The organism is Haloplanus litoreus, from assembly GCF_045690335.1.
In the GTDB taxonomy this organism is placed as follows: domain Archaea; phylum Halobacteriota; class Halobacteria; order Halobacteriales; family Haloferacaceae; genus Haloplanus; species Haloplanus litoreus.
Map to the genome: position 1 here is coordinate 285,272 of NZ_CP147874.1, position 13,812 is coordinate 299,083.

General features: G+C 68.4%; 18 protein-coding genes. 7 read left to right on the plus strand and 11 right to left on the minus strand.

Annotated elements, in window-relative coordinates; genetic code table 11:
* Positions 1–9 precede the first annotated feature (9 nt).
* Positions 10–210, plus strand: coding sequence for an HVO_0649 family zinc finger protein (locus tag V8686_RS01655; RefSeq protein WP_379702193.1), 201 nt, complete (start codon positions 10–12; stop codon positions 208–210).
* Here V8686_RS01655 and V8686_RS01660 read toward each other — a convergent pair.
* From V8686_RS01660 to V8686_RS01690, 7 genes are all read right to left on the minus strand, one after another.
* Positions 200–2,110 carry a DUF2070 family protein gene (locus V8686_RS01660; protein ID WP_379702195.1) on the minus strand — a complete coding sequence of 637 codons (1,911 nt, stop codon included), beginning with the start codon at positions 2,108–2,110 and terminating at the stop codon, positions 200–202. The two genes, V8686_RS01655 and V8686_RS01660, sit on opposite strands and share 11 nt — an antisense overlap.
* Positions 2,111–2,232: 122 nt before the next feature.
* Positions 2,233–2,781: a GMP synthase subunit A gene (locus V8686_RS01665; protein ID WP_379702197.1), complete on the minus strand. Its 549-nt coding sequence runs from the start codon at positions 2,779–2,781 to the stop codon at positions 2,233–2,235.
* Between the two features lie 46 nt (positions 2,782–2,827).
* Entirely contained in the window at positions 2,828–3,349 is a 522-nt protein-coding gene (locus V8686_RS01670) for a DUF7097 family protein (protein ID WP_379702198.1), read from the minus strand.
* Positions 3,350–3,389: 40 nt separating this feature from the next.
* Positions 3,390–4,538, minus strand: a complete 1,149-nt coding sequence (locus tag V8686_RS01675) for a multicopper oxidase domain-containing protein (protein WP_379702200.1) — start codon at positions 4,536–4,538, stop codon at positions 3,390–3,392.
* A gap of 114 nt (positions 4,539–4,652) precedes the next feature.
* The gene (locus V8686_RS01680; protein ID WP_379702201.1) at positions 4,653–4,844 is read right to left on the minus strand and encodes a hypothetical protein; all 192 of its coding nucleotides are present in this window, start codon (positions 4,842–4,844) and stop codon (positions 4,653–4,655) included.
* A complete protein-coding gene (locus tag V8686_RS01685; protein ID WP_379702203.1) occupies positions 4,845–5,054 on the minus strand; it encodes a zinc ribbon domain-containing protein in 210 nt (69 codons plus the stop codon).
* An 89-nt stretch (positions 5,055–5,143) separates the two neighbouring features.
* The gene (locus V8686_RS01690) at positions 5,144–6,106 is read right to left on the minus strand and encodes a hypothetical protein (RefSeq protein ID WP_379702205.1); all 963 of its coding nucleotides are present in this window, start codon (positions 6,104–6,106) and stop codon (positions 5,144–5,146) included.
* Positions 6,107–6,275: 169 nt separating this feature from the next.
* Between V8686_RS01690 and V8686_RS01695 the strand changes: the two genes are divergently transcribed.
* The 3 genes from V8686_RS01695 to V8686_RS01705 are packed head-to-tail and all read left to right on the plus strand — an operon-like array spanning position 6,276 to position 7,742.
* Entirely contained in the window at positions 6,276–7,019 is a 744-nt protein-coding gene (locus V8686_RS01695; protein WP_379702206.1) for a hypothetical protein, read from the plus strand.
* A complete protein-coding gene (locus V8686_RS01700) occupies positions 7,019–7,378 on the plus strand; it encodes a DUF192 domain-containing protein (protein WP_379702208.1) in 360 nt (119 codons plus the stop codon). Before V8686_RS01695 ends, V8686_RS01700 begins: the two co-directional genes overlap by 1 nt.
* Positions 7,379–7,403: 25 nt before the next feature.
* On the plus strand, positions 7,404–7,742 hold the full coding sequence (locus V8686_RS01705) for a cupin domain-containing protein (protein WP_379702209.1): 339 nt from the start codon (positions 7,404–7,406) through the stop codon (positions 7,740–7,742).
* Here the strand turns inward: V8686_RS01705 and V8686_RS01710 are convergent.
* From V8686_RS01710 to pyrH, 3 genes are all read right to left on the minus strand, one after another.
* Positions 7,739–7,912: a hypothetical protein gene (locus V8686_RS01710; RefSeq protein WP_379702210.1), complete on the minus strand. Its 174-nt coding sequence runs from the start codon at positions 7,910–7,912 to the stop codon at positions 7,739–7,741. The two genes, V8686_RS01705 and V8686_RS01710, sit on opposite strands and share 4 nt — an antisense overlap.
* 86 nt (positions 7,913–7,998) lie before the next feature.
* Positions 7,999–9,603: a lysine--tRNA ligase gene (gene lysS, locus V8686_RS01715; RefSeq protein WP_379702211.1), complete on the minus strand. Its 1,605-nt coding sequence runs from the start codon at positions 9,601–9,603 to the stop codon at positions 7,999–8,001.
* Positions 9,600–10,316, minus strand: a complete 717-nt coding sequence (gene pyrH / locus V8686_RS01720) for a UMP kinase (protein WP_379702212.1) — start codon at positions 10,314–10,316, stop codon at positions 9,600–9,602. Before pyrH ends, lysS begins: the two co-directional genes overlap by 4 nt.
* Before the next feature lie 125 nt (positions 10,317–10,441).
* Here pyrH and V8686_RS01725 point away from each other — a divergent pair, with 125 nt between their 5' ends.
* The 3 genes from V8686_RS01725 (at position 10,442) to V8686_RS01735 (ending at position 12,928) form a co-directional block, all read left to right on the plus strand.
* On the plus strand, positions 10,442–11,224 hold the full coding sequence (locus V8686_RS01725) for a molybdopterin synthase (protein WP_379702213.1): 783 nt from the start codon (positions 10,442–10,444) through the stop codon (positions 11,222–11,224).
* A 216-nt stretch (positions 11,225–11,440) separates the two neighbouring features.
* A complete protein-coding gene (locus V8686_RS01730) occupies positions 11,441–11,695 on the plus strand; it encodes a DUF7123 family protein (protein ID WP_379702215.1) in 255 nt (84 codons plus the stop codon).
* A 96-nt stretch (positions 11,696–11,791) separates the two neighbouring features.
* Positions 11,792–12,928, plus strand: coding sequence for a site-2 protease family protein (locus tag V8686_RS01735; RefSeq protein ID WP_379706427.1), 1,137 nt, complete (start codon positions 11,792–11,794; stop codon positions 12,926–12,928).
* Here V8686_RS01735 and thiL read toward each other — a convergent pair.
* Positions 12,925–13,794 carry a thiamine-phosphate kinase gene (gene thiL / locus V8686_RS01740; protein ID WP_379702216.1) on the minus strand — a complete coding sequence of 290 codons (870 nt, stop codon included), beginning with the start codon at positions 13,792–13,794 and terminating at the stop codon, positions 12,925–12,927. The two genes, V8686_RS01735 and thiL, sit on opposite strands and share 4 nt — an antisense overlap.
* Between the last annotated feature and the right edge of the window lie 18 nt (positions 13,795–13,812).

Consider the following 13,812-nt stretch of genomic DNA (forward strand, 5'->3'; position numbering starts at 1 on the left):
TGGTAACGCATGTCAATGAAGAACCGCTCCGGATCGACGCCGTTCGGTCGACTCCGTGCCCACTACGAGGACTCCCGGGCGGCGTGTCCGGCCTGCGGACACGAGGATACCGAGGGGGAGTGGCGCGTGACCGCCGCGGGGCTGCGCGTCGAGTACCGGCACCGCTGTCCGAGCTGTGACGCGGTCGATACGCGCGAACTCACCCTGTGAGGAAGAAGATCAGGACGCTGACCGCCATCGCGCCGAGGATGATGACCGCCGCGAGCGCCCCGCCCATCGAGACGACGGCGTTCGCGTGACTGGCGAGCGTCTCCGTCCGGTCGTTGCCGAAGACCGTCACCTCCGCCCGCTCCGTCGCTAGCCCGGCCGACACCGGTTCGAGGTCGTCGGCCGCCTCCCCGACCAGGCGTTCGATCAGCGCGACGAACTCGCCGTGGTCGATGGCCGACCCGACCTGATTGTCCGCCTCGACACTGTTGACGATGTGCGTGTCGGTCGTCATGACCTCGGCCACGTCGACCGGTTCGCGGGCGGTCACCGCGTCGACGACGCGGCCACGCAGTCCGGGTACCATGTTGTTGCCGTCGACGAGTACGTAGGCCGTGTGTTGGTCCGCCACCTCGACGACGGCGACGCGGATCCCGAGGGGGCCGATGCCGTCGAGGGCGTCCCACTCCGTCCGATCCCAGGCGACGCCGAGACGGATCGGTCCGCGGGGTGCCTCGCTCAGCCGCCGCCCCGTCCGTTTCGCCGCCGTGATCATGTCGAACGCGCGCTCGCTTCCGGGCGTGACGTGTCCCAGGTCCTCGCCCTGGAGGCCGTTGTTGGAGTTGTGAGCGTCGACGAGGAGGACGTCGTCCAGCCCGACGGTTCGGGCTTCGGCGGCCGCGGAGAGGCCGACGCCGTACTCCACGTCGTCGGCGAACCCGGGGGCGTAGGTGGCGACTAGCAGGGCGTCGTCGCCGAAGGCCTGCCCGAGCATCGACGCCTCGCCCGACCGGGTGCGGACGCTCCGTGTCGCCTCCTCGGTGTACGTGAGTCGCTCGCCCGCGGCGTCGATGGCGTCGAGGATGGCGTCCACCTCGCGTTCGGTCACGAGGTTGAAGTCGTGTCCGGCGGTAGCGTGTGGTGGGAAGACGAGCCCCTCGGTGTGTTTGGCGACCCGGGCGGGGAAGTTTCCGCCCCCGATTTCGCCCATCGGTCCCGGGTGGATCATCGGCAGGACGAACCGCGCCTTTTGAGTGCCGTCGGGACGCCGGAAGGACAGCACCGTCACGGGGACGATGGCCTCCTCGCCGAGTGTCTCGAAGAAGTCCTCGAGTTCGCGCGACCCTTCGGCGACGTGACCGACGAACCCCCGGATGAAGTCGAGGACCGACACGCCGAGGCTGCGCTGCCACGGGCGGTCGATCACCCGAACGAACGTGTAGACGGCGCCGGCGTACACCACGCAAGTGACCGCAAGCAACTGGAAGTGGCTGGCGTCGATGATCCACAGTTCCGGGGGAGCCTCCGACGCGCGGGAGAGATACGGCATCAGGTAGGCGTCGACCAGCGGACCGCCGAGTTCCAGGAACCGGACAGTGCCGCTGTAGACGAACAGGAAGACGGCCGAGACGACGGTCTGGAGGCTCGCTGGCACCGCCGCGATCAGAAGCGATGACTGCGAGACGGCCATGACGACCAGCAGGCGGAAGGCGAAGATGGAGGCCAGCGCGATGATCAGGGCGTCGTAGACGAAGGTCTGGCCGAGCGGCGTCACCAGAGAGACGAGACCCGCGACGGTGACGATGGCGACGAGGATGAGCTCACAGAGCAGCGCCAACAGCGACGACCGGTTCGGCGTGAGTTTGCCGCCGACGAAGCGGTCGACGCCAGTCGTCCCGAGCGACGCGATGACCGTCGGCAGGCCGATGAAGAAGATGCCCTGCCAGGCGTCACGGCCCAGAATGAGCAGGTTCCGCCACGTCGGCGACGTACCGCCGGAGTCGAAGGCGGCGACCCCCGCCATCGCGGCGATGACCAGCGCGAACCCGAGGCTGGCGTACCAGCTCGGGGCGGTGAAAATATACCGCGACAGGTCCGCGAGGTCCGACTGGGTCGCCGTCATCAGGTGGCCCGACGTGACGAGGAGTCGTAAATCCCTTCCTTCGTATCGGTCGTCGTGCCCGTTCCCCGGCGGGTCGCCCTGTCGTTCCGGCGACCCGTCGACGCCGACTTACGGTACCCCGCTCACCGACAGCGGGCGATGAAGTTCTCGAACACTTCCTCGCCCTCCGCAGTGTGGGCGACTTCGGGGTGCCACTGGACGCCGTAGAGTTCCCGAGCCGTGTCGCTCATCGCCTCGATATCGCAGACGTCGCTGGTCGCGGTGTGGGTAAATCCCGTGGGCAGTTCGGTCACCTCGTCGGCGTGACTCGCCCACACCCGCGTCTCGGGGGCGAGCGACCCCACCAGCGGATCCTCGTCGTCGACGATCCGAACGTCGACGTCGGCGTAGCCGCCGTAGTCGCCGGCGCCGACCGCTCCGTCGAGTTCCGCGGCCATGATCTGCATCCCGAGACAGATGCCGAGAACCGGGACGTCGAGGTCGAGATACTCCGTACAGCGTCCGATGCGATCCATGTCCGGGCCGCCCGAGAGGACGAGGCCGTCAGCGTCGAGGTCGGCCGGGGGCGTGGTGTTGTCGACGATGTCGGTGTCCACGCCCGCGTCACGGAGCGCCCGGCGCTCCAGGTGCGTGAACTGGCCGTGGTTGTCGACGACGACGATCCGAGTCATTACCGCGGGATAGTCGGGTAGCGCGTAAAAGGTGACCGGAACCGGCTCACTCCCGCCCGTCCCGTTCCGCAGCCGTCGAGAATCCGAACTCCCTCCGCTCCTTGCTCCGGCGCTCTTCGCGGGCGGCGATGGCCTCGGCGTCGGGACCGGCGTCGTCGTCGATCCGTGCCCACCCCGCGTGGACCTTCGCGTGACACCAGCGACACAGCGCGACCGTGAGTTCGTGGGCCGGGTCGTCGCCGTCCCCACTCCCGCCGTAGGACAGGTGGTGTTCCTCCAGCAAGGGACGGGTGGCGCCGTGGGCCATCCGCACCTCCTCGAGTCCGCAGCGTCGACACTCGCGGCCGTCGGTCGTCGAGCGGTAGTGGGGGCAGTCGCACCACTCGGCGTCGCCGGCGACGACGCAGTCGTACCCGTCCTCGCGGCGGGCGGCGGCGAACTCGGGGTCGTCGCCGGCGCGTTCGAGGGCGAACCGGCAGCGGCCGTCCGAAGTCAGATGGTCGCAGCGGGCGGCGTGGTCGTAGGGGTCGTCCACCCCGACGGGGGTCCCCGTGGGCGTCCGCTCCATGGCGGGGTGGTCGGCCCCGACGGACATGAACGTGTCCCGACTACGGCTCGTATCCCGCGTACTCCATCAACTGGCCGAAGATGTCCGTGTCCATGACCGACTCGTAGACGATGGCGCCGACCATCCCGCCGGGGTAGGAGTTCCCGTTCATCGCGTGGCTGACCTTGTGACAGTGCATGAGGTAGATGCCGGGGTCCGCGTCGGCCTCGAACTCGATGGTCTTGCGTTCGGCCGGCGCCATGTTGAGGACGTCCTGTTCGTACTGGGCGACGTCGGGAATCCGCGAGCCGTCCTTCTCGACCACCCGGAACCGGTGGTTGTGGGTGTGCATCGGGTGGTTCATGTAGCCGTTGTTGGCGAAGTGCACCCGAACGGTGTCGCCCCGTGAGACGAGCACCGGCGAGCCGTCTTCGGGATGCAGCGTCCGTGGCGCCGAGCGACCGTTGATCGTGAACACGTCGGGCTGCCGGTTCCGGGGGCTGTAGCTCACGTCCTCGCCCGCCATCTGCCGATTGAGTCGGGAGTCCCACTCCTTCACCGTCATGAACAGTTCCTGGTCGGCCGGTTCGTACCCCTTCGGATCGACCCGGAAGATGCCGTACATCCCCATGTCGATGTGCCGGTGGGTCTGGTAGTGACAGTGATAGAGGTGCGTCCCCGGCACGTTCGCCGGAATCTCGTAGGTGTGTTTCTCGCCGGGCATCACCGTCATCCCCGTCGTCGTCGGGACGCCGTCGTTCTCCCACGTCTTGCGGACACCGTGGAAGTGAACGGTGTGGGGCATGTCGGCGTCGGTGTTGTCGAGGGTCACCTCGACGTCCTCCCCTTCCGTCGTCCGAATGATGGGACCGGGGACGCTCGGCGAACGGTCGTCGGCCTGCCAGGCCCAGACCCGGGGCAACTCGACCGGTCCGCCCATCGCGCTCCCCGGGTGGACCGGAAGCGTCGACGTGACCGCCCGGAGCGTCACTCGATTGCGCTGTTCGGTCACGTCCACGACCTGCGGTTTCGCCGCTCCCGGGAGCGTCGACGCCGACCCCTGGGCCGCCGTCGCGGCTTCCGCACTCGAGGGGTTCGTGTTGGTCGGCGCGGCACACCCCGCCAGACCGAGCGTCCCCGCCGAACCGGTCGCCGCGATGAACTGCCGACGCGAGAGCTTCGTTCCGGGTGCACCAACGTGGTTCGTCATAACGAGTACTCGTCCGTCTGCACGGGACAAGCCTTGCTCGACGGTTCTCGGCGGTCGACAACGGTGTGCCGAATTCCCGAACCGGTTCGGGAGGGTATAAAACGGATGTCGTCGTCAGCGCCGGCCGCGGTCACGCTTCCGTGGCCGGTCGTCCCCCTCGTCCGACAGGTCCCGGCGCGCGGCCCGTTCGGCCGCCGTCCGATCCATCACCTCGCGGTCCTCGTGTTCCGGCCGGACCAACCAGTACAGCACCAGCGGCGCGGCCAGGCCGAACAGGAGGACGAGAAGTTCGGCACCCCCGGCCATTCACCCGAGAAACACGTCGACGATGTCCCCGCCCCGGGACCCAGTGTCGCGGTAGAGTTCCGAGTAACCGCAGTTGACACACGACACCACTCGGAAGGAGTTGGTCTGGATGTCGAACATCTTGCTGAGGCCGCCCCCGGTCGTGGAGATTTTCCCCACGTCGGTCTCGCTGTGGCCGCATTTCGGACAGCCACGGTCGTCGGAGTCCATACTTGGGTGCTCGGTGCCGCCGAGCAAAACCCTCACGATGGCTCAAATCGCCGTTTGTGACACGGAGCCACAGGGCCACCGATCGGAGACTACGAGTACTGCTCGTAGATGGTGTCCGCGTCGTCCGCCTGTCGGGAGGCGAGATAGCGCATGTCGTCGGCCACGTCCTCGAACGCGTCGGCGCGCTCCGGGAAATCGTCGAGGAGGTCGTCGACGCGGTCTTCGACGTCGTTCAGGACGTCGTACGCCCGATCCGCCGTGTCGGCGGCCCGGTCGGTTCGGTCGTCGTCGACCTCGTCCCGCGCTCGGACGACCATCGAGATACCGTTCCGGAGGTCGGCTGCGGCGTCCCCGAGCGAGGAGAGTACGTCCGCCTCCTCGACCAACTGCGATACCTTCTCCTCGTATTCGTTCTCGCCGACTACATCGACCACGCTCGCCGCGTCGACGTCCATCTCCTCTTCGAGGATCCCCGTCGGCTCCGACACCTCCTCGGCGGCCGTCTCGACGCGTTCGACGTCGTCCTCGGCGGCGTCGAGGTCGTTGTCGTCCATGTGGGAGTACGCCTCGGAGAGTGCGTCGTGGCCGTCGATGAGCCACGACTGGGCGTCGGTCGCCTGCGTGAGGAAGCGCTGCATCGTATCCAGCGACTCGACCGTCGCTCGCTGCTCCTCGGTCGTCGCCTCCGAGTCGGCTTCGACGAGTGCTCGCTGGATCCCGTCGAGGCTCAGGAGTACGTCCCGTGCCCTGAACGACTCGGTTTCGGCCGTCACCGACAGGAGGTCGTCGGTGACGCCGCCGGTGTAGACGTAGACGGCCTCGGTGAGTTGATCTCTCGCCTCGCCGATCTGCTGGGCCGCCTCCGACGACGCCTCGGGTTCGGGCGTCGCCGTCGCCGTCGGCGTGGCCGTCGGTTCGGGCGTCTCGGTGGGCGTCGGTTCGGGCGTCTCAGTGGGGGAAGCCGTCGCCGTGGCGTTCGAGTCGCTCGGCTGTCCGCCGAAGCAACCGGCCACGAAGGGGGTCAGGGCGACGAGGAAGGCGCGTCGATCCATGACCGGCCATCGGGTTTCGGAGCAGTAAAACGTATCGATGCTGTCAGACGCGCGTGAGACGCGAACAGCTCGATTTCGAGCGTTCGAGTGGCTCTGTGCGACGCGCGTCAGACACATATCAAATTTAGATAAAAACATATAGGTCGTCGTCGCCGCACAGCAACGGACGATGACCCTCCAGGACTCGTCAGGCGGTCGTGGTCTCGACGGCGTCGGCTCACGCCTCGCCGTCCTCGTCGTCGCACTGCTGGCCGTCGACGCCGCGTGGAACGTCTTGTTCAACACCCTCCTCGTCCGGTCCGGGCTGGCGGCCCGGATGCAGGTCGTCTACGACCTCACGCTCCCCCTGACCACCCTCGGGGCCGTCGGCGGCCTCGTCGCTGCCGGCGTCGCCGGCGTCGCCGTCCTCGCGGCGATGGCGCGGGTGTTCGCCCCCGACACCGACGCCCTCGGCGGCGGCGAGACGCCCGTCGAGACGGTGTTCGCCTACGGACGCGCTATCGTCGTCGCCGTCGTCGGCGTCGTCGCCGCCGGGATCGGTCTCGCCGCCCTCGTCGTCCCCGGACTCGTCGTCCTCGTCCACCTGCCGCTGGTGTTCGTCGCCGTCGCCACCGACGGGGAGTCCATCGCGACGGCCGTCGACCGGACGTGGACGCGGGCCCGTGGCAACCGTGCCCGCATCGCCGCCATTGCCCTCGCCGTCGTGGCCGTTCCCCTCGCCCTCGTCGTCGTCGCCACCCTCACCGCCCTGCTCTCCCCGGCCGTCGAACTCGCCGTCGGCGTCGTCGTCACGGCCGCTGCGGCCACGGCGGGCGTCGCCGCCTTCACCGGTATCGCCGACTCGCTGGACGACACCTCGACCGGATCGTCCCGAACCGACCGAGTGAACCCGACCGCCTCCGGGCGGCTCTAGTGGCCCGGGTCGTCCACCGTCCCGCCGACGGCGACGACCGGGTCCTCGCCGCCGACGCCGCCGTCGCCGACTCCCTCCTCGCGAAGGCCCGCGGCCTCATGTTCCGCCGCTCGTTCCCCGGCGACGCCCTCGTCTTTCCCTTCGACGGCGTCGCGGCCCGGACGCTCCACATGGTCGCCGTCCCCTTCGACATCGACGCCGTCTGGCTCCGCGACGGGCGGGTCGAACGCGTCGCCCGCCTCTCGGCCTGGACCGGTCTGGGACGCGCCCCCTCCGATACGGTGATCGAACTCCCCGCGGGCGCCGCCGACGGGGTGAGCGAGGGCGACGAAGTGCGGGTGGAGGGGACGGAGATTTAAGCCCACTCGGGTTCCTCGGACGTGTATGGAGATCCGATCCAGCGACGACGCGGAGACGACAGAAGCCGTCCCCGACGTCCATCTCTCCCAGTTGGCGTCGGGCGAGAAGATGAGCGTGCAGGGGTACACCATCGACGCCGGCGCGACGGTGCCCGAACACAGCCACCCACACGAACAGGCCGGTTTCGCCACTCGCGGTGAAGTCGTCTTCATCGTCGACGGCGAGGAACGGGTCGTCGGCGCCGGCGACACCTACGTCATCCCCGGCGGCGAACCGCACGGCGTCGAGAACCGGGGCGACGAACCGTTCGAGGGCGTCGACATCTTCAGTCCGCCCCGGACCGATCCGGACTGGAAGGACTAACCGCCGCCGCCGGCCACGCCGCTACCGATGGCGGCGCCGCAGTCGCTACACGCGACGACGTAGAACCGCTTCGAGGACCTGAACAGTCCGGCCATCGTCGAGTCCAGGTCGACGAACTCCACGTCCGATTCCTCGGCGATTTCGCCGTCACACTCCGGGCAATGAACCATACCGACCGCGACGAGGGGTTCGGATAAGTGTCTTCTCGACGGTCAAACGTCCGCTTCACTCAGTCGTCTCCTCGGCAGGAGCCGTCCTATCCCTCGCGCCGCAGTCGCTTCACCACGAACGACTCGTCGAGTTCGCCGAGGAACTCCCCGAGCCGTGGGCCCTCCGTGTCGTCGAAGAAGAGCCGGTAGCCCGCGGCGAAGAAGTCGCCAACCTCGATCCCGTGTTCACGAGCCGTCTCGTACATCTGGCCTTGAATCTCCTCGCCGTCGTGACCCTCGGCTACGAAGTCCGCGAGGTCGTCCAGGGCGGCGGCCACGGCCGGATCGAAGTCCGTCTCGGGCAGATCGGCCTGCAGACGGTAGTTGTACGCGTTGTCCATCCGCTCGGCCCAGGTTCGCGCCCGTTCGACCCGGGAGAGCGCCGCCTCGACGGCCCACTCGGGGGTGTCGTCGCCGAAGAAGCCCTGATTGCGGGCCATACGCACCCGCAGGTCCCGGTCGTCGGTCATGCCGAGGACAGCGGCGAAGGTGTAGGGCAGGCGCACCCGTTCCTCCCGGACTTCGTCGACGAGGAAGGGATAGGCGCGGTCCGCGATTGGCTTCAGATCCTCGTCCGTCTCCTCGCCGAAGTAGACCCGCTCGAACCGGTCGAACTCGTCGACCAGCAGGTCGATCCGCTCGCGGTCGAAGTCCTTGGCCCGCTTCGGGTTGCGCACGAAGAAGTAGCGAAGCACCTCGGGCTCGAGGAGGTCGAGCACCTCCTCGACGGTGACGACGTTGCCGGCGGAGGAGGAGAGCGGTTCGCCGTCGAGCGTGAACCACTCGTAGGTCATGGGGACCGGAGGCTGGATGTCGAGGACGCGGCGCGCGATTTCCTCGCCGCTCGGCCACGACCCCTCCGCGTGGTCCTTCCCGAAGGGTTCGAAGTCGACGCCGAGGACCTTCCACTGGGCGGGCCACTCGAAGCGCCACGGGAGTTTGCCCTCCCGGAGCGTGGCGATACCCTCGTGACCACAGCCGTCGATGTGGTCGCCGCCGGCGTCGAGCCCCGAACAGACGTAGGAGACTTCTCCCGACTCGAGGTCGACCCCGCGCACGTCCTGCGTGAGGCGGCCACACTCGGAACACCGTGGCATGAAGGGGACGTAGTCCTCGCCGACGCCGCCCTGGTACTCGGCGAGGACTTCGCGGGCGAGGTCACGCTTTTCGAGCACTTCGCGGGTGACCGTCTCGAACTCGCCGGAGTCGTAGAGGTCGGTGTTCGACACCATCTCGACGGGGACGCCGACGGCCTCGGCGCTCCGTGCCAGGAGGTCGGTGAAGTGGGCACCGTAGGAGTCGCTCTCGCCGAAGGGGTCGGGGATATCCGTGTACGGCTTGCCGAGGTTGCGCCCCAAGGCGCCGGCGTCGACCTCACCGAGGCCGACCAGATTCCAGTCCGCGTCGGCCAGTCGTCGCGGCACCGCTCGCAAGGCGTCGCGGTCGTCGCTCGTGAACACCTGCCGCACCTCGTGACCGCGCTCCCGGAGCACGCTGGCGACGAAGTAGCCCCGCATGATCTCGTTGAAGTGACCAAGGTGCGGGACGCCGGACGGCGAGACACCGCCCTTGATGACGACGGGGTCGTCGGGATCACGAGCCTCGATTTCGTCGGCGACGTCGTCGGCCCAGAAGGCGTTGTGGTCGCTCATCGATCCCAGCCATCCGGGTCACGGTCACAGCCCTCGGGCACCACGTCGGTTCCGGTGTGTTCACCGTGGAGGACTGCCGTCTCGATCCGTTCTGGGTCCGTGCCGTCGATGACGATGGTCCGCATCTTCGAGCGCTCGATGAGCTTCGCCGCCAGCAGGTCGACCGGGGCCGAGGCGCCGGCACCGCGGCTCATCGGCGCGATCAGGTCGACGAGCTCCGCCCCCGTGAGCCGGCCGTACTGCTCCGCCTCGGGGTCGGTGGCGGGGTCGGCGCTGAACACGCCGTCGACGCTCGTGGCGTAGACCAGCAGGTCGGCGTCGACGTACTCCGCGAGCGCCGCCGCCACCGCGTCGGTGGTCTGGCCCGGCATGACCCCACCCATGACGGGCACGTCGTTCCGTCGTAACGCCTCGCCCGCATCCTCGTAATCGTGGGCCGGCGAGGGTGCGGAGAGTCCGTCGAGCGCCGCGATCAGCAGGCGGGCGTTGAGTCGCGTCACGTCGATACCGAACTGGTCCAACTGTACTTCGTTGGCGCCGAGTTGGCGCGCCGTCCGGATATACTCACGGGCGACGCCGCCACCCCCGACGACCGTGCCGACCTCGCAGCCCTCGTCGACGAGACTCTCGACCGCCGACGCGTGGCCCGCGACGCGGTCGGCGTCGAGGTCCGGCGCGAGGACGCTCCCGCCGATAGAGATCACGACTCGCATTATCCGTCCGGTAGCCGCGAGGCCGGCTTAAGGGTTGTCAAGCGTCCACCGTGCGTGAGTCGTCCGCGTGCCCCCGGTTCGCACCGTCGAGTCACAATTAAGAGTCCACGTCCGCTTCTCGACGTATGCAGACACTCAACATCGTCGGCCCCGGTGCCGTAGAACTGGCCGACCGACTCGTCCCCCGACTCGATGGCCGCGTCGCGACCGTGGAGACCCTTCCGGAGACGGCCGCCCGCGACACCGACGCCGGCGCGGCCTACGGCCTCTCCGACGACGGATCGTGGCTCGGCGCCGGCGACGGACGGACGCTCGACGGCCTCTTGGACTCGCTGACCCCGGATTACGACTACGCCCTGACCGTCGGCTTCGAGAACGCCCACCTCCCGACGGTCGCCGTTGGCGACGCCGAGTCGGCCGGCGACCCCGTCCACGCCGTCTCCGAGGCCGCCGAGACCGACCTCGACCCGATCCTCGAGGTCGTCGCCGACCTCGACCCCCGCGTCACGCTCGAAGCCCTCGTCGACCGGGCCAAGGCGTCGCCGCTGGCGGAACGGTCCGGCGCCATCGCCACGTTCACCGGACGCGTCCGCGTGAAAGACGGCGAGGACGACGCCCCAACCACGCATCTGGAGTTCGAGAAGTACGAGGGCGTCGCCGCCGATCGGATGCGGATCATCCGGAACGAACTCGAGTCGCGCGACGGGGTGTTCGAGGTGCTAATGCACCACAAAACGGGCGTTATCGGCGAGGGCGAGGACATCGTGTTCGTCGTCGTGCTCGCGGGTCACCGCGAGGAGGCCTTCCGCACCGTCGAGGACGGCATCAACCGCCTCAAGGACGAAGTGCCCATCTTCAAGAAGGAGTCCACGACCGACGAGGAGTTCTGGATCCACGAGAAGGCCTGAACTGCGGAACGACCGCCCCACCCGCCGCCACTATATTCCAAACAAGTTTTGGAGGAAACGAATTTTCAAAAGCGTTCGTAAAAGGTCTCGCGGCTTCGTAAAACGTTTTAAATGTTTTGTGGATCGCGCGGAGAGGGTAAAACTGCCCGAACTGCTCCGAACGTTCCTCCCTTTATAACATCCTCCGGGCTGTACGAGTGATCGAGGCGAACACAAATGAGCGCAACCGCAGACCCCTCCACCGACTCCGACGACAGTGCCTCCAAAGAGGAGCGGCTCAAGCAGTACCTGCACTCGAAGGCGCAGGACGGTGAACTATACTTCAAGAGCAAGTTCATCGCGGACGAGGTCGACCTCTCGCCCAAGGAGATCGGCGCCCTGATGGTCAAACTCCGCGATTCGGCCTCCGACCTCACCGTCGAGAAGTGGTCGTACACGAGCGCGACCACGTGGCGAATCGAAGCCGTCTGATCGCGCCTCCGTCCCCGCTGCGCCACGCGCCGCCCCGCATTCCGCCGTCCCGCTTTTCGACCGCTGTCACGGGTTTTATACCGTTGAGCGCCGTAGCTGGCGGTAATGGACGGACCCGGTGGGCCGCCGTCAGAGGCCCTCGAAGCGGTCTTTTACGTCCGCGAAACCGACCGCGACGGCGACAGCCTTCGCTACTACGGTGAGCCGCTGGTCCCGAAACGGTCGCTGGTCGACGAACTCCGAGAGCCGTTCCGGCGGGCCGGCTACCGGCTGGAGCTAGAGGCGGGGCGGGAGCCGTGGGAAACCGTCGTCGTCGCGACGCCCGCGGACGGCCGCATCGACGGGATTCCGTGGACGAACCTCACTCTCTTCGTGGCGACGGTGCTCTCGACGCTGCTCGTCGGCGCGGTGGCGTGGTACTACATTCCCCCGGCCGAACTCGCGTCCAACCCGCTGCTCGCCCTTCGGGCGTGGCCCTTCACCGCCGCGGTGCTCGGCGTGTTGACGACGCACGAACTGGGCCATTACCTGATCGGACGCTACCACGGCGTCGACGTGTCCCTGCCCTACCTCATCCCGTTCATCGTTCCGTTCGGGACCCTCGGGGCGATCATCCGGATGCGCGGGCAGATGCCAGACCGGAAGACCCTGTTCGACATCGGCGTTGCCGGCCCGCTCGCCGGTCTCGCCGCCACCATCGTCGTGACGGCCATCGGCCTCTCGCTCGACCCGATGCGGATTCCACCGAGCGTCGTGAACGCCTCCGGGCAGGTCATCATCTTCAACAACCCGCCCCTGCTCGACCTGATCGCCCGGGCGCTCGGCCAACCGACCAGCTACGCCGACCCGACCAGGACGGTCCACCCGGTCATCATCGGCGGCTGGGTCGGGATGTTCTTCACCGTCCTCAACCTGCTCCCGGTCGGACAACTCGACGGCGGGCACATGGTGCGGGCGATGCTCGGGCGTCGCCAAGAGACGGTCGCCTCGCTGGTGCCGCTGGCGTTGTTTTCCCTGGCGGCGTATCTCTACTACGTCCGCAACCTCGGCTTCAACGAGTCGGTCGGCCTGTGGGCCGTCTGGGGTCTGTTCGCGACGATCATCGCGTACAACGGGCCGGCGAACCCAGCCGACGAGACGCCGCTCGGCTGGAAACGTCAGGTCGTCGGCCTCGTCACCTTCGCCCTCGGCGCCCTCTGTTTCCTGCTGGTGCCCATCCAGCTTCTCGGCTAGTGGCTGTAGCCACGGTCCGGTAGCGGCTCGCCGTCGGCGACGACGCCGTCCTCGATGGCCCGCCCGATTCGCGTCACCTGCACCGGAAGCGACGCCCGTACCGCGGCCACCTCCTCGTCGGGTGCCGTGAACACGAGTTCGAAGTCCTCGCCGAAAAACGCCGCCAGTTCCCGGCGGTCCGCCTCGCCGTCGGCGACGGCGTCGACGCTCGAATCGACCGGGAAGCGGTCCCACGACACCTCGAAGCCGCAGTCGCTCGCCGCCGCGAGCTGGTGGAGCGAGCGCGCCAGCCCGTCCGAGGAGTCCATCATCGCGGTGGCGACGGGCGCGAGCGCCCGACCGGCCGCAACCCGGGGTTCGAACCGAAAGAGCGTGTTCCCCCGGTCCGCGTTTTCGGCCTCGAACTCGCGGATCGCGGCGGCGGTTCGGCCGAGCGTGCCGGTCACGTAGACGCCGTCGCCGGGGGCGGCGCCGTGTCGGTAGACGGGGTCGTCGACCCGGCCGACGACGGCGCCGGCGACGGTGAACTCGTCGTGGTGGTCGAGATCACCCCCCACGTATCGGGCGTCGACCGCCTCGCAGACGTCCGTCGCGCCGTCGACGAACGCGTCGAGTTCCTCGGGGACGAACTCGGGGGCGCCGTAGGCGGCGACGGCAGCCGTCGCCGCGCCGCCCATCGCCGCCACGTCGGACAGCGAGGCGCCGATGCTCCGCCACCCGGCCGTGTACCGGCTCACCCCCGCGGGGAAGTCCGTCCGTTCGTGGAGCATATCCGTCGTCAGGACCAACCCGTCGATCACTGCCGCGTCGTCGCCCGCACCGCCGACCGTCTCGGCGAGGGCGGCCAGCGCGCTCCGTTCGTCCATGGCCGGCGTTCGCGGTGG